The organism is Photobacterium sp. SKA34 (genome assembly GCF_000153325.1).
Taxonomy (GTDB): Bacteria; Pseudomonadota; Gammaproteobacteria; order Enterobacterales; family Vibrionaceae; genus Photobacterium.
The window spans coordinates 442,734-465,247 of the sequence record NZ_CH724144.1; the positions used below are offsets into that span (position 1 = coordinate 442,734).

A 22,514-nucleotide genomic window follows, 5' to 3' on the forward strand; every position below is an offset into this window, starting at 1 on the left:
GATTATCCTCGTGCTGCCAATTTTTCTACTAATTCAAAAGCTTTGCCTGATTGCATGACTTCAATGGCTTGTTGTGTATTTTGTTTAAGATTTTCCTGACCGAATAAACGTAATAGCAACGCTACGTTAACAGCAACCGCACCAACTTGGGCCGGTGTACCTTTACCCGTTAAAATGTTGGTGATAATGGCACGGTTCTCATCAGGTTCGCCGCCTTTAATCGCTTCTAATGGGTAGGTATCCAAACCGAAATCAGCAGGAGTTAGAGTGTATTCTATGATTTCACCATTAATGATTTCAGCAACATGGGTTTCACCATGAATAGCAACTTCATCTAACCCACTTCCGTGAACCACAGCCGCACGCTTCATGCCCATGGTAGCCATGGTTTCAGCAATTGGGCGAACTAAGCTATTGTCGTAAACACCCATAAGTTCGATTTTAGGTTTTGCTGGGTTAATTAAAGGCCCCAGTACATTGAAGATGGTGCGGGTTTTCAATGTTTGGCGTACAGGCATAGCGTGGCGTACACCACCGTGATATTCAGGTGCGAATAAGAAACACACGCCAAGTTCATCTAATGCGCCACGTGCGTTTTCTGGTGTCATCGCAAGGTTGATACCAAATTTATCAAGCAGATCTGAAGAGCCAGATTTGCTTGAAACGCCACGGTTACCGTGTTTCGCCACTTTAATACCACACGCTGCAGCTACAAATGCTGCTGTGGTTGAAATATTGATGGTATTGGCACCATCGCCACCCGTCCCTACGATATCGGCAAAGTCATAATCTGGGCTTGGGAAGGCGTTGGCGTTATCGACTAAAGCGCTCGCGGCTCCAGCAATTTCTTGTGGCGTTTCACCTTTAATTTTCAACGAGGTTAAAACGGCCGAAAGAATGATGGGATCGACTTCACCTTTGATAATGGCATCAAATAGGGTGTGACTCTCTTCTTGGCTTAGAGATTCTTGATCGTAGAGTTTATTGGCAATATCGTAAATTTTGTTATCCATAATCATCGTCCTTAATGCTTTGAATTATTCTTTGCGTTCGAGGTTGTTACCCAATTTAAGGTCTGTGTTAAAAGCTCCGCCCCTTGTGTCGTTAGGATTGACTCAGGGTGGAATTGAAAGCCACATACCTTATCTTCTTCGTTCAGTACAGCCATGACTAAGCCATTAACATCGGCGATAGTCTCTAGGCTGGCAGGCACTTCTGTTGCAACTAATGAATGGTAACGTGCAATAGAGAGGGGATTAGGTAAATTGCCAAATACCGCATGTTGGTTATGGCTCATCATTGCTGCTTTACCATGTACAATTTCACCTGCGCCTGCAACTTTACCGCCGTAGGCTTCAACAATCGCTTGTTGTCCAAGGCAAATACCAATCATTGGTACTTTACCTTTCACTCTTTGGATCAGTTCAGGCATACATCCCGCCTCAGCTGGTACGCCGGGACCGGGGGATAACACTAAAACGGGATTGCTTTTAGCACTGAGTGCATTTTCTACTTGCTCTGCCGTTAAGTTATTACGGTAAATCGTGACTGGATGACCAAGAGAACGAAATTGATCAACAAGGTTGTAAGTAAACGAATCAAAATTGTCGAGTAGCACAATATGGGCTGGGGTTGCATTTGTCATTGTGGTTTTCCTTAACCTTGATGTGCAGTGCGAATAGCGTTAATAACCGCTTGCGCTTTGCCACGTGTTTCATCGGCTTCTGCTTGTGGAATGGAGTCGTAAACCACGCCAGCCCCAGCTTGAACACTCGCAATACCATTCTCAACATAGGCTGAGCGGATAACGATACAAGTATCCATATCACCATGACCTGTAAGATAACCCACAGCACCACCATAACTACCACGACGACGTTGTTCAACATCACGGATAAGCTGCATAGCTCGGATTTTCGGTGCTCCTGTTAATGTCCCCATGTTCATACACGCTTGATATGCATGAAGGGCATCAAGATCGCCACGTAGTTGACCAACGACTCGAGAAACTAAGTGCATGACATGGCTGTAGCGATCAACTTTCAGTAAATCTGCCACATAGCGGCTACCCGCCTCACTGATCCTTGCGACATCATTACGTGCTAAATCCACTAACATCATGTGTTCAGCATTTTCTTTTTTATCGCAGCGTAGCTCTAATTCAATACGTCCATCTAAATCAAGGTTAATTGATCCGTCGCTGTTTTTGCCACGTGGTCGAGTACCTGCAATCGGGTAGATCTCTACTTGGTTTGAATCTGAACAATACTTCAGTGCGCTTTCAGGAGAGGCGCCAAATAGGGTAAATTCTGAGTCTTGTAAAAAGAACATGTAAGGGCTTGGGTTACCAATTTTCAATGCTTTATATGCTGCGAGCGTTGAAGGACATGGCAATGTAAATTGGCGTGATGGCACCACTTGGAACACATCACCATTGATAACGTATTGTTTAAGATCGTTAACGGTTTGGCAGAAATCTTCATCGCTAATAGATGTCTCTGGATCACATTTTGCTAATACTTGTGCTGGTGGCACAGGCTGAGGGCTTAAACAGATCTCCTTAATCGCTTGCAGACGACGACTTAAATCGTGATAGCTATTGATGTAGTGATCGCCACCAAATAAAGTCGCTTGCAGTGTGCCTTTACGACGTTGGTGATCAATAATCAACAAGGTTTCGGCAATATAGAAAATATAGTCAGGACAGTTATTGTCTTGCTTCACTTCAGGTAGCGGTTCAAAGTCAGCGACTAAGTCATAGGCAAATAGGCCACCTAAGAATAAGGCTTCTTTTGGGTGGTGTTTGGTATCAAATGCATGTTGGATCAAACGTAGAGCATCGAATGATGAGGTTTGGCGTAAGCGGCTATCCTCATCAATATCATGAGCATGGGATGGAAATACCAAGGTTAATGTTTTTCCATTTACTGCTGCATTAATATCGTTAGGCAGTTGGCTTTGTAAATGCGTAATGACGTTCACACCATTACTGGTTAATGCTTCCAACGTGACTTTTTTACCGCGGCAAACAATACGTACGGCGGCATCGACAAGCATTAAGCTCTTTAAATCTTGCTTAGAATCAACTTCTGCTGATTCTAATAAAAGGTTGTGCGGGCGATCGCCACAAACTGAAAAGTACAGTTCAGTGGGATCGGCAACATAAGGTACATCAAGGCTGAGAAGATCGATCTCATTAGCAGCTAATGTATTTTGCCCTAGTGGATGATTTCCTATTGAGTGAGTATTCACAGCGTTCTCCCTGCCGCTTCCACAAACGGTTTTAATTCCTGCATTAATTGTTCAAACATTGGTGCGGTGAATGCTTGATGGCCATCAGATAAGGCTTCACATGGATTTAAATGTGATTCGACAATGATGCCATCGGCGCCAACAGCAGCCGCTGCGCGTGAGAGTGGGATCACTAACTCACGAATACCTGTTCCATGGCTTGGGTCGACCAGCACTGGCAAATGGGTATGTTGCTTTAAATAAGCGACCGCATTGAGATCCAATGTATTTCTCGTTGCTGTCTCAAACGTTCTAATACCACGTTCACACAAAATGATATTTGGGTTACCTGCATCATAAATATATTCAGCAGCGAGTAGCAATTCCTCGATAGTGGCTGAAAGTCCGCGTTTGAGCAAGATCGGTTTTTTACTTTCACCGATAATTTTTAACAAGCCATAGTTTTGCATATTTCTCGCACCAATTTGAAAACAATCAATATATTGAGTCATTTTTTCAACTTGGCTCACATCCATGACTTCAGATACGGTAGGAATACCGAGCATGTCATTGGCTTTTTTTAACAATTTTAACCCTTCTATCCCTAAACCTTGGAAATCATAAGGGCTGGTGCGGGGTTTATAAGCGCCGCCTCGCAGTGCCATAGCGCCATGAGATTTCACCATTTCAGCAACAGATAATAATTGTTGCTCTGACTCGACAGAGCAAGGGCCTGCAATAACAGCAAAACGATCGCCACCTACCGCGGCAGAGCCAAAACGTACAACTGTGTTGTGGGCTTGGACTTCTCGGCTAACCAATTTGTATTTAGTTAAAATGGGTTTTACCGTTTCAACTAAAGGGTTTGCTTCTATATTTAAGCTTTGTAAAACACGTTCATCACCTAATGCACCTAAAACAATGCGTTCACTGCCTGGCATATATAGAGGTTTTAATCTGACACTGGCGATTAGAGCCAGTAGGCTATTGGCATCAGCTTCTGTCGCTTGCGGTTTTAAGACAATAATCATGAGGTCATCCTTGTAAATGGTCGCAGTGAAGGCTAAGTGCAGTGCCTGTTTTATTTTTTATCTGGTTAAATTCGCCGTTATAAAAAAGCCCGCATTGATGGCGGGCTCGTTGTTATTTTGCTGAATTACAGCTATTCACACTGCCCGTAAGTAGGAGTGCCACCACCAATTATTGAAGAAAACGCATTGTTGATTTTGAATTTGCTGTAACATGTAAGAGTCCTATTAGGTATTAGTTACATTTTTGCTATCAAGCTAAATGTACATGATGCCTCTCAATCAAGTATTTGATACTTGGTATTTATGTACTAGTAAACTAGTTCACGATTATAAAGTCAAGAATAAAACTTATGTTGTTTGATTTACATAGCCATACTACAGCGTCTGATGGTCGCTTAACGCCGCAAGAATTAGTTCGACGTGCCGTAGATATGCGGGTCGACATCCTGGCAATTACTGATCACGATACGGTTGCTGGCCTACATGAAGCGCATACTGTGATAGAGCAAGAAGCCTTGCCTATTACGTTAATCAACGGTATTGAAATCTCTACCGTGTGGCAAAACTTTGATATTCATATTGTTGGGCTTAATATAGATCCACAAAATCCAACGTTAGTCGCGTTTATTGAGCAGCAAGTAGAGCGTCGGCTTGAACGCGCGAAAGAAATTGGCGCACGACTTGAGAAAAACAAAATGCCAGGGGCATTTGAAGGCGCAGCTAAACTTGCGGGTGATGCATCGATTACTCGTGCACATTTTGCCCGTTGGATTGTTGAACAAGGTTATGCGAAAACTATGCAGGCAGTGTTTAAGAAATTCTTAACACGTGGAAATCCGGGTTACGTACCGCCAAATTGGTGCACTATCGCCGATGCCATTGACGTGATTCATGCCGCTGGCGGTAAAGCGGTTATTGCCCATCCTGGTCGTTACAACATGACGGCAAAATGGCTTAAGCGATTAATCCAGCATTTCATTGAAGCGGGGGGGGACGGCATGGAAGTATCGCAGCCTCAGCAAGCACCGCAAGAACGACGTACCTTAGGGGATTACGCCATACAATTTAATTTACTTGCTTCACAAGGATCTGATTTTCATTACCAATCTCCTTGGACGGAATTAGGACGTAACTTGTGGCTTCCTAAAGATGTTCCAGCGATTTGGCATGATTGGGACGTTGAGAAAAAGCGAGTAGAGGTAGAAATTCAGGCTGAGCCTGCTGCCTCAAAGGAGGAATAATGAGTCAATTTTTTTATGTTCACCCAGAAACACCCCAAACGCGTTTGATTAAACAAGCGGTAGAAATTATTAAAAATGGCGGTGTCGTGGTTTATCCAACGGATTCTGGTTATGCCCTTGGTTGTCAGTTAGAAAATAAACAAGCACTAGAGCGTATTTGTCAGATCCGTCGCCTAAACGAAAAGCACAACTTTACTTTGTTATGCCGTGATTTATCTGAGCTATCTTTATACACCCGTGTTGATAATATCGCTTTCCGTCTTTTACGTAATAACACCCCAGGTGCATACACCTTTATATTTAAAGGAACAAAAGAAGTACCTCGCCGTTTAATGAATGCAAAGCGTAAAACGATTGGTATTCGTGTACCTGATAATGCGATTGCACTGGCATTACTTGAAGCACTAGGTGAGCCACTAATGTCAACCAGCCTTATCTTACCGGGTAATGAAACAACAGAAGCGGATCCCGATGACATTCGCGATAAGTTAGAACATGCTGTTGATTTGATTATGCATGGTGGTTACTTAGGTGAGCAGCCAACAACCGTGATTGATTTCAGTGACGGTGAAATTAATATTGTTCGAGTTGGTGCAGGTGATGTGACACCGTTTGAATGATCTAGATCGTTCTAAAATTCAGTAAATCTAATAAAAGCAAATAGTTAGTTTCTAGCTGTTTGCTTTTTTGTTTTTATCCTCATTTTATTTCTTTGATTTTCCTGTAAATAACCTCGCAATCGACTATCTTTTTATAGCTAACGTTGCCTTCTTTTGGCATAATGCGCGCCCACATTCTGATAAAAAGTGAGTAGTTAATATCTCACACAGAATCCAAATTAATGCTATTCGCATAAATGGTTTTGGTTAAGCAACTCTCTGATTTTAAATTAGAAAGTATTATCCGAAAACTTTTGATGAGTATTTCGACGCCTGTGAAGGCGACAAAGGTTTGTCTATAATGAGTGAAAAATTACAGAAGGTATTGGCACGAGCTGGCCAAGGATCACGTCGTGAAATCGAATTAATGATCCAAAACGGTCGAGTGAGTGTTGATGGTGTCGTTGCTAAACTTGGCGATCGTCTTGAAGATTTATCAGTAAGTGTTCGTATTGATGGTCATAACATTGAGCTGATCTCTTCTGATGAAGAAATTTGCCGTATTCTTGCTTACAACAAGCCAGAAGGTGAGTTATGTACTCGTCACGATCCTGAAGGCCGCCGTACTGTATTTGATCGTCTTCCTCGCTTAAACACAGGTCGCTGGGTATCAGTAGGCCGTCTTGATGCGAACACTTCAGGTCTATTATTGTTCACTACAGATGGTGAACTAGCTAACCGCTTAATGCACCCAAGCCGCACAGTTGAACGTGAATACATGGTTCGTGTATTTGGTGAAGTGACTGAGCAAATGGTAAAGAACGTTGTTAAAGGTGTTGAACTAGAAGATGGTTTAGCACGTTTTGAAGATGTTGTTTACGCTGGTGGTGAAGGTATGAATCATACTTTCTACGTAGTGATCACTGAAGGTCGTAACCGTGAGGTTCGTCGTTTATGGGATTCTCAAGGCGTTACTGTTAGTCGTCTTAAACGTGTTCGTTACGGTGATGTTTACCTCACGAAAGATATGCCTCGTGGTGGTTGGAGTGAGCTTGAACTAAAAGAAGTGAATGAGCTTCGTGCTACTGTTGAGCTTCCACCTGAGACTGAAACAGCATTAACTGTTGAAGGTCAAAAGCGTAAAAAAGGTATCCGTCAGATCCGTCGAGCTGTTCGTCGTCATGAAGAGCGTGTAGAAACAGGCGCTGCTCGTGGTCGTCGTGGTCGTGGTAACGATCGTCGCAACCCAGGTTCTAGCCGTAATGCTGAAGTTGAAGCTCAATCGAATGAGCGTCGTGGTAATGGTCGTTCACAGCCAGCAAAAGGTCGTGATAATCGTGACAGTCGCGATAATGGTAAGCCACAATCAGCAGGTCGCCCACAAACATCGGGTAAACCGCAATCATCAGGTAAGCGTAAGCCTTCAGGAAATGCTGCAAATCGCCGCAATCCTCTAGCCAACAAGCCTGCTAAACCACGTACTCGTAAGTAATTGGTTTAGACTATAAGAATAATTAAAAGCCGACCTAGTGTCGGTTTTTTTGTATCCAGCAATTCACGTGGTATAACTCAAATAGACACTGAGTGAAAAGTGTGAATATTGCTGTGATGCACTTTTCTGTGAAGGGATGCTAAACATATAACGAATAGTCAATGAGTATAGCAATGTTAGATACATTGAAAGAGCAACAGCGGGGACGATTGATCACGGTCTTTGGCGTGATGGTATTGAGTTTTGATACGCTACTCGTGCGTTTAATTGATAGTAATGAATGGACGTTAATTTTCTGGCGTGGTTTTTTACCTGCTGTCATGTTGTTTATTGTACAGTGGTATTCAGATAAAAAACTGATCAAGCAACATTTACTACGCCCGTCGTTGTTAACCTTAATTACAGCTGGATTGTTCAGTGCATCCACTATTTGTTTTGTGTTATCACTGAATAATACTCAAGTTGCTAGTACCTTGGTTATTACCAATACCGCACCATTATTTACTGCGGTCATTGGTTTTTTCTTCTTAAAAGAGAAGTTAGATAAAGCAACGATCATTGCGATTATTATTGCTGTTGGTGGGATTGGGTTAGTGTTTGGTTATCATCCTACTACTGATGAGCTGAGAGGGGATTCACTTGCTTTGGTTTCTGCTGTTGCGATAGCTGTTTATCTTGTGGCGCTTCGTAAGACTCAGGGACAGTTAGGTTCTATTTATATTATTCTTGCTGGTGTATTTACATCGATTATTTCGCTCTGTGTTGGGGCTAAACCGTTTGTACTGGACATGCAGCATGCTATTTATATGTTCTTACTCGGTGGGGTTGTGATCCCATTATCTTTTTATTTGATTGCTCATGGCCCACGTTATTTACCAGCGGCTGAAACCAGTTTGATCTTGTTACTTGAAGTGCTTTTTGGTCCGTTGTTGGTATGGTTGATCCTTGGTGAAACACCAACAGCCAATGTGTTGGTAGGCTCTGCTGCCGTTGTACTGACCTTATCCTGTTTATTTGCTTGGCAGTGGCGAAAACAACTTAAAACATCAAGTCACTAACACTATATTTAGCTTGTAAAAAAGCCGACATTGCGTCGGCTTTTTGTTTATATCTCAACGATAAGCTTTATTCTTATTCACAATGGCTGTGAGACGATGATGGCTTAGGCTGGGCATCAATACATTTACCAGTAACATGACGGCTTTCAGGGCCCATTAGATACACATAGAGCGGTATGATATCTTTTGGTGTTTTAAGCTGCTTTGCATCTTCTGCTGGGAAGGCTTTGGCACGCATTCCCGTTCTTGTACCACCAGGATTTATAGCATTTACTTGTACATTGGTGTTGCTTAATTCATCAGCAAGGACTTGCATCATACCCTCGGTCGCAAATTTTGAAATAGCATAACTGCCCCAAAATGCGCGCCCACTATGGCCAACGGTTGATGATGTAAAAATAATTCTGCCATCGGGCGATTTCTTGATAAATGGAATGACAGCCTGAGTTAGTAAAAACTGCGCTTTTACATTGACTTGCATGACATCATCAAAGGTCGATTCTTCAATTTGTTCTAGTGGGCTAAGCACGCCCAAGATCCCTGCGTTATGCAATACGCCATCTAGGCGACCAAATTGCTGCTCGATGGTATCCACCATATCGAGATAGTGTTGTTTAGTCGCACCCATTAAATCTAAAGGGATAATAGCTGGCTGTATGTAGCCCAAATCTTCAATTTCATCATAAACGGCTTCAAGTTTTGAGACTGTTTTTCCGAGTAAAATAACCGTTGCACCATGGGCTGCATATTGAATAGCGGCTTCGCGTCCAATACCATCACCAGCACCGGTTACTAAAATGACACGATCTTTAAGAGAATCAGCAGCGTTATGGTATTTCACGTTAGCATCCTTCCAATGTTGTTTTTTATTGTTATTTGACTGATTTTTCGCCGAAGAACTCTACCAAGTATTGAGCTTGGTAACAATTTAGATTACTACTAGACAAAACATATCAGAATTTACTCGCTGATTAAATTTCCTTTCATCTTAAGACGTGATCTATAAACCGATTCATTACATTTTTCTGAAAGAGAAGATAGCGATAAACGTGATAACACAGTTACAATAACGGTTGGCACTTTTTACTGCCAACAAAGAGGATTGGATATTGGAATTTTTATTTGATTATGGACTATTTTTCGCCAAAATCGCGACAGTGGTTGTTGCTATTGTTGGTGTCTTGGTACTAGTAAAAGCATTGAATGGTCGTCATGGTTCGCAGAAAGGTGAACTGGAAGTGAGTGATCTGACAGAACAATATAAAGACACTGTAAACCAACTTGAATCTCACTTATTTGATAAAGCGTTATTAAAAGTACGCAATAAAGCAGATAAGAAATCAGAGAAAGAAAAAGATAAAGCTCGCCAACAAGAAGTGAAACAAGCAGCTAAAAATGGCAGCTTAGAAACATCACGTGATCCCCGTTTATTTGTTATTGATTTTCGCGGTAGTATTGATGCGCGTGAAGTGTCGTCATTACGTGAAGAGATCACGGCAATTCTAGCGGTTGCTATTGAAGGTGATGAAGTGCTATTACGCTTAGAAACGGGCGGCGGTATGGTACATGGTTATGGCCTAGCATCATCTCAACTTGATCGTTTAAAAGCGTCAGGTATCAAGCTGACTATTGCTGTCGATAAAGTAGCAGCAAGTGGCGGTTATATGATGGCATGTGTTGCTGATAAAATTGTTTCAGCACCGTTTGCAATTGTTGGCTCAATTGGCGTTATTGCTCAACTACCAAACTTTAATAAAGTATTGAAAAAGAACGATATTGACTACGAGCAAATCACCGCTGGTGAGTTTAAGCGTACATTAACCATGTTTGGTGAGAATACTGATAAAGCACGTGAAAAGTTCCAGATGGAAATCGAAGAAACTCACGGCTTATTTAAGAACTTTATTGCAGCCCACCGTCCAGATCTAGATCTTGAAAAAGTGGCAACGGGCGAGCATTGGTTCGGACAACAAGCATTTGATTTAGGTTTGGTTGATCAGATATCAACCAGTGATGATTTGATCACTGAAGCGTGTAAAGAACGTGAAGTACTTAAAGTAAAATATGTTCGTCGTAAGAAGCTTGCTGAGAAACTAGCAGGCGCATCAAGCGAAGCTGCGGATAGTTTACTGATGAAGTGGGTTGCGCGTGGTCAGCGTCCATTTATGTAAATATTTATTCTCTTAGATTAAAAAACCCGCTTGTGCGGGTTTTTTTATTCTCATCCGTTTTAGCTTGCTAGCGTAAACTCAGGAGAAAGTTTGTGTGCGAGCATTTTGAACATATTGAAAACAACAGTGGTGTTTGGTGTTGGTAATCCTTGATCATCAAGGAAGTATTCACCTTTGAAAATTAATACACCATCGCGTTCTTCGACAGAAGTTGCACGCATCCCATCAATATAAGACTCTTGATCTTGAATGATTTGGTTAGCAATCATTAGTAAATCTGTTGATGAAATTGGGTTTTTATCACTCATAGTAAAGTCTCAAACAATCTAATAGCTTGCATAGTCTATTTAACTTAATTGAATAAAACAAATAAACAAAAATGCAGGGTGTTTATTATTTAATCAATATTAAGGTATGTTTTGTTTTAATGTCTTTAATTGTGTGACTAAATACATAAAAAATTTTTTACGCTAGTCAGTGATATTAGATAAATGGTAATGATCTGCGCAAATTCATGCCTAATTTATTTGGTGGTGGCGAATAGCTTTTGTAAAATCACATTTCCTTCGACTATATTTTTTTAAATCATACTGTTATTTGATGGTTTGTTATATTACATTTATGTTATACATTTTGTTAACAATTGGGGAAGGTGCAACCAAACAGACCGATTTCGTTAAAAAGCAGTTGACCTTCTTGTATTCTAGCCCAATATGTAAATAGAATTTTACGTAGTGGCAATGAAATTTTTCATTGCAAAAATGTTTGATTACGAAAAAGATCATAGGCAATCATATTAATTCACTGCTCCTATCTTTTTATGATTAGTGACTTAATGAGATTGGTTGAATGTTGCTGAATTACCCCGTAATCCAGTAATAATTTTTATTTTTATATTTAGCGAGCACGAGGACGTAATAGAGTCATTATGGGTAGATCTCTCGTTATCGTGGAGTCCCCCGCCAAGGCTAAAACGATTAATAAGTACTTGGGTAAGGATTTCATTGTTAAGTCAAGTGTTGGTCACGTTCGTGATTTACCAACAGGTGCACGTAGTAATGGCAAGAAAGCCGCGGCAACATCGACTAAAGGGTTGAGTGTTGAAGATAAAGCACGCATCAAGCAAGAGAAAGACCGTAAAGCGCTGATCAGTAAAATGGGGGTTGATCCCTATGATGATTGGAACGCGCATTACGAAGTGCTTCCGGGTAAAGAAAAAGTCGTTAATGAATTACAAAAACTAGCAGCGGACGCTGACTATGTTTATCTCGCAACTGATTTGGACCGCGAAGGAGAAGCCATTGCGTGGCACCTTCGTGAGATCATCGGTGGCGATGATGCACGCTATAAGCGCGTTGTGTTCAACGAAATTACAAAGAATGCAATTCAGCAGGCCTTTGAAGAGCCTGGTGAACTTAATATTGATGGTGTAAACGCACAGCAAGCACGTCGTTTTTTAGACCGTGTTGTTGGCTTTATGGTTTCACCATTATTGTGGAAAAAAGTCGCTCGTGGTTTATCTGCGGGTCGTGTTCAGTCTGTAGCGGTAAAATTAATCGTTGAACGTGAACGCGAAATTAATGCTTTTGATCCTGAAGAGTTTTGGGATATCCACGCTGACACACTAACAGTCGGTAAAGATGCGTTACGTTTAATGGTGGCTCAACAGGCGGGTAAAACATTCCGTCCTGTTAATGAAAAAGACACCATGGCTGCAAAAGCGTTACTTGAAAAAGCAGCGTATGAAGTGATTGATCGTGAAGATCGTCCAACTAGCAGTAAGCCATCAGCGCCATACATTACCTCAACACTTCAACAAGCGGCGAGTACGCGCTTAGGTTATGGTGTTAAGCGTACAATGGGCTTAGCGCAACGTTTATACGAAGCGGGTCACATTACCTACATGCGTACTGACTCAACCAACCTTTCTAAAGAAGCGGTTGAATCAGCACGTGAGTTTATTGGTAGTGAGTATGGCGATGAATATTTGCCAAAAGTGGCCAATGTTTATGGCAGTAAGAAAAATGCGCAAGAAGCGCACGAAGCGATTCGCCCTTCTCACGTAGAAATGAAAGCTGAAAACCTAGAAGGTATGGAAGCCGATGCGGTTAAGTTATATGACTTAATTTGGCGTCAATTCGTATCATGTCAGATGGTGCCAGCGAAATACGATTCGAGCACGATTACGGTAAAAGCGGGTGACTTTAGCTTAAAAGCGAAAGGTCGTACGTTACGTTTTGCAGGTTGGACACTAGTACAGCGTCCATCTGGTAAAAATGAAGATACTACGCTGCCTATGGTTAACGTGGGCGACGTATTGAAGCTAGAACAACTCGAACCTAAGCAACACTTTACTAAGCCGCCAGCGCGCTTTACAGAAGCTGCATTGGTTAAAGAGCTAGAAAAGCGTGGCATTGGTCGTCCATCAACTTATGCATCTATTATTTCAACGATTCAAGATCGTGGTTATGTGCGTGTTGATCAGCGTCGTTTTTATGCTGAGAAGATGGGTGAGATTGTTTCAGATCGCTTAGACGGTAGTTTCCCTGATTTGATGGATTTCGATTTTACTGCCCGTATGGAAGGTAACCTCGATAAAATCGCTGAAGGTGAGAAAAACTGGAAAAAAGTACTTGATGAGTTCTTCTCTGATTTTACGACTGAGCTTGAAAAAGCTGAGCTTGATGAATCAGAAGGTGGCATGAAGCCAAACAATATCGTATTAACTGATATTGAATGTCCAACATGTTCTCGTCCAATGGGTATTCGTACCGCATCAACGGGTGTATTCCTCGGTTGTTCTGGCTACGCATTGCCACCTAAAGAGCGTTGTAAAACAACGATTAACTTAGGTAACGAAGATGGCATTGTTAACGTACTTGAAGAAGACGTTGAAACGGCAGCATTGCGCGCGAAGAAACGTTGTCCGATTTGTAGTACAGCAATGGATGCTTACCTGATTGATAAAGATCGTAAACTACACGTTTGTGGTAATAACCCAAGCTGTGAAGGTTACATTGTCGAAAAAGGTGAGTTTAAGCTTAAAGGCTATGAAGGTCCGCTAATTGAATGTGACAAGTGCGGCTCTGATATGGAACTGAAAAATGGTCGCTTCGGTAAGTACATGGGCTGTACTAATGAAAGCTGTAAGAATACGCGTAAGATTCTGAAAAATGGTGAAATTGCGCCACCTAAAGAGGATCCAGTACATCTTCCTGAAATACCTTGTACGCAAGATACTAATGCTTACTTTGTACTTCGTGACGGCGCGTCTGGTTTGTTTATGGCGGCAAGTACGTTCCCTAAATCGCGTGAAACACGTGCGCCGTTAGTGGAAGAGTTAGTCCGCTTTAAAGATCGTCTATCGCCTAAGTTTACTTACCTAACTGAAGCGCCAGTGGCAGATCCAGATGGTCTACCAACTGTGGTTCGTTTTGCTCGTAAGAGTAAAGAAAACTACGTGCGTTCTGAGATTGACGGTAAGCCTTCAGGTTGGACTGCACTTTACGTTGATGGTAAGTGGGAAATCACGGACAAACGTAAAAAGCCAAAGAAAGAGAAAGCAGAAAAAGAGACAAAGTAATCTTGATTTCTCGCTAAAAAACGCCATCAGTTAATACTGATGGCGTTTTTGTTTTTTAGCGTACAAAACATCTAATAGCGGTGATGAGTGTAAATATAACCTTATTCAGGTACACCACTGTGGAAACGGAAAGTGTTGTCAGGCGCCTGAATTAGCTCTGCTTCTTTTGCACCAATCACATTGACACGCTCACTTATATCCTGACCCGCAATTTTTTCAGCAAGCGTTAAATAATCTTGATAATGGCGAGCTTCTGAGCGTAATAACGAGATATAAAACTTTTTGAGTTCAGGGTCTAAATAAGGCGCTAACTTGGCAAAACGTTCACAAGAGCGCGCTTCAATGTAAGCACCAACGATGAGCTTATCGATTAATGTTGCCGGCTCATGGGTTCGTACTGCTTTCATTAAGCCTTTGGCATAACGTCCCGCATGCAAGTTAGAGTAGGGAATATCACGTTTTTCCATGATCTCTAACACTTGCTCAAAATGGTGAAATTCTTCTTTAATTAAGCGCACCATTTTTTCAATGAGTTCTTCACCATAAGGAAAGTCAGGACGAGCGACCAATGGTGCAGACAAGCCATTTTTTTTGTTATGGAATAGCGCTGTAGAGCGATTAGCACCGCCGTAAACAAAATCTTCATAAGGCTTTGCCCATGCAAGTAGCGCTTCACCACTGGCTTTATCAACTGCGTATTTACGTACCATGAACATCGCCGTTTGGCTGGCTTTTAGTTCACAGTTACAGTGATCAACCAACAATGCAGTTAGGTTTTCTGGTTTACGAGCCTCTTCAATCCAGCTATCAGGCGTTTCACATTGAAGAAATTGTTTAATGGGCTGAAGTAGCTCATTGATCATCTGTTGAGTGTTATCCATAAGGCGTATCTTTTTATTGTTATAAGACGTAAAAAAGGCCGCTACTGCGACCTTGGTAGATGAAGCTATTTTAAGCCAAAGTAAATCAAATCACCATTTACGCTTTGGCTGGAATAAAACATCGAGATCGTCTTGGTCTTTATCTAGCTGTTGTTGGCGCTCTTGTTCATAGTTCATTGATTGCTTGTTATCAATTTCATCAAGCATCAGCTGTAATTTTTCTCGTGCTTGGTTAGCATAGTTGTCATTTTTAGCTGAAAGAACATCAATGCCTTTCTTAAGCAATTGCTTTGCTGTACCAATTTGTCCTTTAATACGCGCTTCATTCGCGCGCTTAACGACATTTTCAATATTAATACGTAGTTGAATCGATTCTAAACGGGCATTCTCGTTAACAAATGCCTGAGTACCCATACGGCCTTTACTGTGCTCACTTTTTATCACTGTCTTCAAACGTTTGACAAGCTGTAGCATACCAATCGCTTGTTTGTCCGTATTCGGCACTTTAAAAGGGGTAATGTCGGCATTACTGTAATTAGCTTCTAAATGGGTAATTTGCTCGCTGACATTTTTTATACGGAGAGTCAAAGAGCGATCATTAGGTGATGCTTCTGACATTTGTTGTAAAGCATCAACAATACGTTGGTTTAAGCAGACCAATAATTCTTTGCTATAAGGCAGGTGATGTGCATTACCGATTAACTCTTCAGTCGCATCAATAATCGCAATATGCTTAGCTAATTCTTGTTGTTTGATCGACTCTAAACGCTGGCGATATTGAATAATAACGTTGTAGCCAACAATAAGCGCAAGTAACAGACCAATGAGGCCTATAACTAAAGGAATACTCATAAGATATATCTATCTTCCATGCATTAATCTTGAATATTACAGGATACACTATCTCTAAAAAACAGCCTAGTGAGATGCTTATTAAATAGGAGCTTTGTTCAAATCGATATGTAATTTGTGTTGTGCGGCAAATTTAGGCGTAACAAAATATCCCGAAAGTCGCTTAATATGTGCGCTTGTTGAAATGTCGAGATATTTTACCGGTCTTGATTTATTGTCAAAACATTGAGTTAGGTAACTAAAAAACAAACAAATGCTATGAAATTAACTGATTTCAATATATAAAATGTTAATTACATGGTTGCATTATTATACCTGTCTCATTAAATACCATAAGGGCTTGATGGATGTGGTGTGAAAGGTAACGGATTATTGAGTAGGCAGGCGGTACCATGAAATTACAACAGCTACGCTATATTGTTGAGGTGGTTAATCACAATCTTAACGTTTCATCGACGGCTGAGAGTTTATATACTTCTCAGCCCGGTATTAGTAAGCAAGTTCGATTGCTCGAAGATGAGCTTGGCATTCAGATTTTTGAACGAAGTGGTAAGCATTTAACCCAAGTGACACCTGCTGGTGAAGAAATTGTTCGTATTTCACGTGATATTCTATCAAGAGTCGAAAGCATTAAAGCGGTAGCAGGTGAGCATACTCACCCTGAAATGGGAACGTTAAACATTGCGACAACTCATACCCAAGCACGCTACGCTTTGCCATCGGTGATTCAAGGTTTTACAGCGCGATACCCTAAAGTATCATTACATATGCATCAAGGAACGCCATCTCAAATTGCTGATGCCGTTGGTAAAGGTCGTTCAGATTTTGCTATTGCGACAGAAGCACTACATTTATATCAAGATATGATCATGTTGCCATGTTACCACTGGAATCGTTCAATAGTGGTTCGCAGTGATCATCCATTAGCAACCAAAACAAACATCACTATTCACGATTTAGCGGCTTATTCTCTTGTGACGTATGTTTTTGGTTTTACTGGACGCTCAGAGCTTGATAGTGCGTTTAATCGTTCAGGTTTGACGCCTAAGATTGTATTTACGGCAACAGATGCGGATGTCATTAAAACTTACGTACGTTTAGGTATTGGTGTTGGTGTCATCGCCAGTATGGCAATGGATCCTGAAACAGACAAAGATTTAGTTGCCATTGATGCCAGCCATATTTTTGAAGCGAGTACGACCAAGATAGGCTTTAAGAAAGGTACATTCTTGCGTACGTATATGTATGACTTTATGGAACGTTTTGCGCCTCACTTGACGCGTAATGTGGTTGATCAAGCAATAGCATTAAAGACCAATGGTGAAATTGAAGCGATGTTTGCTTCTTTTGATTTACCGGTACGATAACTTTTTTGTTATCTATATTTAAAACCGCCACTCTTGGCGGTTTTGTTGTTTATGGGAAGGCGTATTTAGGTATACACTAGCGCCTCTTGTTTTTATGTACCTTGAAGTTGCTATTTATGACTTGCTATGCCAACACTTTTCACCAATTAGATACGTTATTGACGAAAAATAAACAATATTGGCAGTTTGTTCCTTTTGCTGATAAGGGGTTTACATGGCATCAGCAACACCCTGAATTTTGTCGATGGTTACAGTCTATTGATGATCAAAGTTTGCAGCAGTTGAATCAAGATCATGACGCACTATTAGCAGCGTTTGAGCCATGGATCCCTGATGCTAAAATATTAGCTGATTTAGCAAAAACGCCGTCGCTACAAAAAACAGAATACGAGTATCCTAAAAACTTTGATACAGGCATTCCTGGGCGTAAATGGCAACAAATCACAGCATTTAATCATGTATTGCCACGCCTGAATTTACCATGGCTTGAATGGTGCGCGGGAAAAGGTTTTTTAGGGCGCGTATTATCGGTAACGCACCAGCAGCCAGTCACAAGTTTAGAATGGCAACCGCAATTATGTGTGGATGGTGAAGCTGCAGCGCAACAACTGGGATTAGATATCCATTTTGTTCAGGGCGACGCATTTGATGTAAGCAGCCAGCAATATATTAAAGAGCAGCAACATGCTGTTGCACTGCACGCATGTGGTGACTTGCATGTGTCGCTCATTAAACAAATTGTGGCGAAAAAAGGAAAGGCGTTGAGCATATCTCCGTGTTGCTACCATTTGATTCGAGATTTACATTATCAGCCGTTATCAACGGTTGCAAAATCGAGCCAACTACAGTTATCTAAGCATGACCTACGTTTACCGCTACAAGAGACAGTGACGGCTGGAAATCGTGTTAAGCAACTTCGGTTTATAGAGGTTAGTTTTCGGTTAGGGTTTGATTTATTACAGCGAAAAGTTAATCAATCTGATATCTATCTACCAGTCCCTAATGTACAAAAAGCGTTATTAGGTGAAGGTTTTAAATCTTTTTGTTGTTGGGCTGCAGATCAGAAAGGGATTGAGTTACCCGCTAACATTGATTTCGATTATTGGCAGCAACAAGGCGAACAACGCTTTGCGATAACAGAGCGGATGGAGTTAGTCCGTCAATTGTTTCGTCGACCATTAGAGTTATGGTTAGTGCTTGATCGTGTTTGTTATCTTGAAGAGTTTGGCTATGACGTATCGTTAGGGACATTCTGCAAAAAACAAATGACACCAAGAAATTTATTGATTCACGCAGAACGTTACTAATTTTTTATCGGCAATATAAAACCACCGTGAAATCATGGTGGTTTTATTGATATTATTTAAGCTGAACTTGCTCTTTCGTGAGTAGTGTCGAAAGAATTCCCTTTTCTAATTCGCTGACAGAAAGGGGCTTATTAAAGTAATAACCTTGGCAATAATTGAAATTACAGCTCTGGATATATTCTAGCTGCTCTTTCGTTTCGACTCCTTCAGCTACTACTTTAAGATTGAGCTTATTACAAATCGCTTTTGTTGCTTCAACAATTGCTTTCCCACTGTCATGTTCATTTTGAACAAAACTTTGGTCTAGCTTAACTGTACTGATTGGAAGGTTTTGCAATTGTGATAACGATGAGTATCCCGTACCAAAATCATCAAGATAAAGTTCAAAGCCCAGTGCAGCAATAGCATCTAAACATGGCATAGCCTCACTGAAATCATGCAGCATGGCAGACTCGGTTATTTCTAAAGCTACTTGAGCTGAGTCTATATTATATTCTTTAGTAATTGCCTTTAGCTCATCTAAAAGAGACATTTTTAGTTGTGCTCGAGATAAATTAATACTCATTACTAACTTGGTATCGTATTGTTGATTCCATTCATCCAATTGTTTACAAGCGTGTCTAAGCACCCAAGAGCCAATAGGAACAATTTGCCCAGTTTCTTCTGCTAATGGAATAAACTCAGCAGGAGAGACATGACCTAAAGAGTCGTCATGCCAGCGAATAAGCGCTTCAAAGCCTTTTAGCAACATTGTATTAAGATCAATAATAGGTTGATAATACAATTCAAAATCTTTAATTTCAATCGCTTGAGATAAGTGATGGCGTAGTGCATTTTTACGATACAGTGTTTCTGCCAAATGAGGCTGGAAATGATAGCTACAATTACGACCATGCTTTTTAGCACAATGCATTGCCATATCAGCTTGAGTAATTAAGGTCTCGAAACTATTGGCATCTTTAGGGTATTGCGCAGTACCGATGCTGCATCCAATAGATATTTCACCAATATTTTTGATATAGAAAGGTCTGTTTAGGGCCGAAATTATTTCTTGGGTTAGTTGGACTAAATTAGAAATATATCGATCTTCAACTTGGATTATAAATTCATCACCACCAAAACGGGCGACAAGTCCTCGTCCTCTCACTGTATCTAATAATCTAATAGCAACAGCTCTTAATAATTTATCGCCAATAGCGTGACCATAAGTATCGTTAATCAGTTTAAAGCTATCGAGGTCAAGAAATAATAAATGGTACGGAAGTGAAGAATGGTGGCTAGCTTTTAATGCTGTAGAAATACCGCGTCGGTTCATTAATCCAGTTAAAAAATCGTGCTCAGCATTATAACGTTCGCGCTGTAAGTTCTCTTTTTCTTTGGTGATGTTAACAATTTGAAGTAGGAGTTGAGATTTATCAGATAGCCATTTAGCTTCAATGTTAAACCAAGTATGACTTTTTCCTGTCCAACATAATCGGCTATGTTTAAGGTTTAGATTATTTTTAGCGTCAGATATCCATTGTTGGGCAATATCACTGTCACCAACAAAGGCTGCTAAGTTACTGAGATCTTCACCATATGTTTTGGTAAACACGGTATTGGCACTCACTAAGTTACCTTGTTCATTAAACAGCAGCGCTAGATTAGAGTAATCAGAAAAAGCTAGTTCACGTCGAATACTTGATTCATCACCGATAACTTCCACAAGCATTGCAACACGTTTATCAGGCAAATTGATACCAGAAAAAATGCAAAGCAAGTTTTTACCAACCTTTCTTGGATCTAAATGCCACCATGTTTTGATTGTTTTATTTTGTTTAAATGTTTCGCGGTACTCTTCTAAAGTTGCTTCTACTGCGGCTGACATATCTTTGCCAAGATCGCGCGATCGAAGTTCATCGTGAGAGGAGGACTCCCATAAAGGAAGTGCTTTGTCGTTAGCCCAAATGATTTGTTTGTGATCAAAATCAAAAATCCAAATAGGACTTTGAAGATGATTTAAAGGCGAGTAAATATCCATCACCAATATCTTTTTAATTATTATGTAAGATGATTTTAGCTGACATATAAACAACAGAAAGTAATTTTTTTTATAAATGCGTGATACTACTTCACAAAGTTGTGCTTTAATGTGGGGTATTGTATAACAAATTCATGGTTATTTGGGTGGAGCTTAACTTATTGTAATGAAATATTTTTTATTATTTAAATATATTTATGAAATGTAAAAGAATAAGAAAGTAACAAAATTACTTTCTTATTCTTTATTTATCAATTATCCAACAGCTGGAATTAAGCCGACCATTTGTAAGGCCTGCGCAGATATAATTAAAACTCCAGCCATTGTCACAATAATTAAACCAAAATTACCACCTTTTACTTTATAAGATGAAATTTCATTAGATATATTATTCTTTTTTCTCTGAGATCTAACCATTGCAACAGGTAAAAATATCGCCAAAATAACTAATGCAATGGCTGCGTACCCCAGTGCCATAATAAAGCCTTGTGGGTAAAAGATAGCAAAGGCAAGGGGAGGTAAGAAAGTGATCATGCCGGTTTGCATGCGACCATTCACATTACTTGAACGTTTCAAGCTATCAGCCATAAAGTCAAATAACCCTAAACTAACACCTAAAAAAGATGTTGCTAGTGCGAGATCTGCGAAAACGGAGACAGATTGGCTAACCATAGGATTATGGAGTAAATCACTTAAACTCGCAATAAAACTGCCCAATGTTGTACTTGCCATCAACTCTGGTTGGCTCATTACACCTTGACTTGCTAATTGCCATAAAACGTAAATAAAAAGAGGCAGTGCTGAGCCAATAATCATGACTTTTTTTAATGTCTTTATATCAATGCCTATGTAACGCACGATCGATGGAATACTGCCGTGGAAACCAAAAGAGGTAAAAACAACAGGTAATGCTGATAAGATTAAGCCTTTTTGAACAGGCATTTCAACAAGGTGTTCTCCCTCAACATGTGGAACTAACAACCCCAACATGACGGCTAGCGCAATTATTTTTGCAGCAAAAAGTAAACGGTTTACCAAATCAACAGTATGAGTACCAACAGAAACTACCGCGGCAATTAAAAGCGTAAACAATAATGCGCCTAATTGTGGAGGAATGGATGTATTAAACCAGCCACTTAACTTCTCACTTAACTGACCACCACCACCTGCAATGTAGGCTGCGCATAAAGAATAAAGAAGAAAGATCATGGCAAAGTTAGCAATGATTTGTCCTTTGCGACCAAGAAGTTGTTGAGCCAAAGTGTTTAATGTCGCATTTGTATCTGCATGTTGATGAACTTCAATCATCAATAAAGCTGTGTAAGTCATTAGTGCCCACATGCCGAACATGGCAACTAATGCGGTAGTAAATCCAAGTCCAGCGGAAGCTAGAGGGAGGGCTAACATGCCTGCACCAATAGTCGTACCTGCAATAATAAGCATACTGCCGAGTGTTTTATTTAAAGCCATTTGTGTTGCTCCCAGAGGTAAATAATTAGATCGGGAGGTGGTCGTTATTGATCACCTATCGTTGCTCCCTATGAAAATAGAGGCCACAGAGGCGTATCGAGATGAGTGTAAATTTTTTATTACATCTTGATAATAGCCACTGTGGCTATCGATAGGTATGTGCTGTCGAGGTATGCTTCATTAAATTTGCTCTATTTGTTTTTTACTAGTA

18 protein-coding genes and 1 other annotated feature are annotated in these 22,514 nt (G+C 40.6%); of the genes, 8 read left to right on the plus strand and 10 right to left on the minus strand.

All coding sequences use genetic code 11. The features are described 5' to 3' along the window. Positions 1-2: 2 nt before the first annotated feature. The 4 genes from trpD to aroF are packed head-to-tail and all read right to left on the minus strand — an operon-like array spanning position 3 to position 4,262. Positions 3-1,013 (minus strand): anthranilate phosphoribosyltransferase, encoded by a 1,011-nt coding sequence (gene trpD, locus SKA34_RS18280; RefSeq protein ID WP_006647005.1) that lies wholly within the window; start codon positions 1,011-1,013, stop codon positions 3-5. Positions 1,014-1,024: 11 nt separating this feature from the next. Continuing rightward, a complete protein-coding gene (locus SKA34_RS18285) occupies positions 1,025-1,645 on the minus strand; it encodes an aminodeoxychorismate/anthranilate synthase component II (RefSeq protein ID WP_006647006.1) in 621 nt (206 codons plus the stop codon). Between the two features lie 11 nt (positions 1,646-1,656). Continuing rightward, positions 1,657-3,252, minus strand: a complete 1,596-nt coding sequence (locus tag SKA34_RS18290; protein WP_006647007.1) for an anthranilate synthase component 1 — start codon at positions 3,250-3,252, stop codon at positions 1,657-1,659. After that, positions 3,249-4,262, minus strand: coding sequence for a 3-deoxy-7-phosphoheptulonate synthase (aroF, locus tag SKA34_RS18295; protein WP_006647008.1), 1,014 nt, complete (start codon positions 4,260-4,262; stop codon positions 3,249-3,251). Before aroF ends, SKA34_RS18290 begins: the two co-directional genes overlap by 4 nt. 79 nt (positions 4,263-4,341) lie before the next feature. Next, positions 4,342-4,436 (minus strand) — a sequence feature (Trp leader region). Between the two features lie 176 nt (positions 4,437-4,612). Between aroF and SKA34_RS18300 the strand changes: the two genes are divergently transcribed. From SKA34_RS18300 to SKA34_RS18315, 4 genes are all read left to right on the plus strand, one after another. Next, the gene (locus SKA34_RS18300) at positions 4,613-5,503 is read left to right on the plus strand and encodes a PHP domain-containing protein (RefSeq protein WP_006647009.1); all 891 of its coding nucleotides are present in this window, start codon (positions 4,613-4,615) and stop codon (positions 5,501-5,503) included. Next, entirely contained in the window at positions 5,503-6,123 is a 621-nt protein-coding gene (locus SKA34_RS18305) for an L-threonylcarbamoyladenylate synthase (RefSeq protein ID WP_006647010.1), read from the plus strand. Before SKA34_RS18300 ends, SKA34_RS18305 begins: the two co-directional genes overlap by 1 nt. 340 nt (positions 6,124-6,463) lie before the next feature. Beyond that, positions 6,464-7,594: a 23S rRNA pseudouridine(2605) synthase RluB gene (gene rluB / locus SKA34_RS18310; protein ID WP_006647011.1), complete on the plus strand. Its 1,131-nt coding sequence runs from the start codon at positions 6,464-6,466 to the stop codon at positions 7,592-7,594. A gap of 173 nt (positions 7,595-7,767) precedes the next feature. After that, the gene (locus SKA34_RS18315; protein WP_006647012.1) at positions 7,768-8,652 is read left to right on the plus strand and encodes a DMT family transporter; all 885 of its coding nucleotides are present in this window, start codon (positions 7,768-7,770) and stop codon (positions 8,650-8,652) included. A gap of 73 nt (positions 8,653-8,725) precedes the next feature. On the opposite strand, the gene SKA34_RS18320 is transcribed toward SKA34_RS18315, so the two are convergent. After that, positions 8,726-9,493, minus strand: coding sequence for a YciK family oxidoreductase (locus SKA34_RS18320; RefSeq protein ID WP_006647013.1), 768 nt, complete (start codon positions 9,491-9,493; stop codon positions 8,726-8,728). Between the two features lie 268 nt (positions 9,494-9,761). Between SKA34_RS18320 and sohB the strand changes: the two genes are divergently transcribed. Next, the gene (sohB, locus tag SKA34_RS18325; RefSeq protein ID WP_006647014.1) at positions 9,762-10,823 is read left to right on the plus strand and encodes a protease SohB; all 1,062 of its coding nucleotides are present in this window, start codon (positions 9,762-9,764) and stop codon (positions 10,821-10,823) included. Between the two features lie 59 nt (positions 10,824-10,882). Here sohB and SKA34_RS18330 read toward each other — a convergent pair whose 3' ends face one another. Beyond that, a complete protein-coding gene (locus SKA34_RS18330) occupies positions 10,883-11,131 on the minus strand; it encodes a YciN family protein (RefSeq protein ID WP_006647015.1) in 249 nt (82 codons plus the stop codon). 620 nt (positions 11,132-11,751) lie between these two features. On the opposite strand from SKA34_RS18330, the gene topA reads away from it, so the two are divergent. After that, positions 11,752-14,406 (plus strand): type I DNA topoisomerase, encoded by a 2,655-nt coding sequence (gene topA / locus SKA34_RS18335; protein ID WP_006647016.1) that lies wholly within the window; start codon positions 11,752-11,754, stop codon positions 14,404-14,406. Between the two features lie 101 nt (positions 14,407-14,507). Here the strand turns inward: topA and SKA34_RS18340 are convergent, their stop codons facing one another. Together SKA34_RS18340 and SKA34_RS18345 are read right to left on the minus strand one after the other, a co-directional pair. Next, a complete protein-coding gene (locus SKA34_RS18340) occupies positions 14,508-15,287 on the minus strand; it encodes a tRNA isopentenyl-2-thiomethyl-A-37 hydroxylase MiaE (protein WP_006647017.1) in 780 nt (259 codons plus the stop codon). Positions 15,288-15,377: 90 nt separating this feature from the next. After that, positions 15,378-16,139 carry a hypothetical protein gene (locus SKA34_RS18345; RefSeq protein WP_006647018.1) on the minus strand — a complete coding sequence of 254 codons (762 nt, stop codon included), beginning with the start codon at positions 16,137-16,139 and terminating at the stop codon, positions 15,378-15,380. A gap of 392 nt (positions 16,140-16,531) precedes the next feature. Here SKA34_RS18345 and cysB point away from each other — a divergent pair, with 392 nt between their 5' ends. Continuing rightward, entirely contained in the window at positions 16,532-17,506 is a 975-nt protein-coding gene (cysB, locus tag SKA34_RS18350) for an HTH-type transcriptional regulator CysB (RefSeq protein WP_006647019.1), read from the plus strand. A 116-nt stretch (positions 17,507-17,622) separates the two neighbouring features. Next, on the plus strand, positions 17,623-18,813 hold the full coding sequence (locus SKA34_RS18355; RefSeq protein WP_006647020.1) for a methyltransferase: 1,191 nt from the start codon (positions 17,623-17,625) through the stop codon (positions 18,811-18,813). Between the two features lie 52 nt (positions 18,814-18,865). On the opposite strand, the gene SKA34_RS18360 is transcribed toward SKA34_RS18355, so the two are convergent. Both SKA34_RS18360 and tyrP read right to left on the minus strand, forming a co-directional pair. Further along, entirely contained in the window at positions 18,866-20,833 is a 1,968-nt protein-coding gene (locus SKA34_RS18360; RefSeq protein ID WP_006647021.1) for a bifunctional diguanylate cyclase/phosphodiesterase, read from the minus strand. 255 nt (positions 20,834-21,088) lie between these two features. Next, complete coding sequence (gene tyrP, locus SKA34_RS18365) at positions 21,089-22,303, minus strand: tyrosine transporter TyrP (protein ID WP_006647022.1); 1,215 nt, start codon at positions 22,301-22,303, stop codon at positions 21,089-21,091. Positions 22,304-22,514 lie beyond the last annotated feature (211 nt).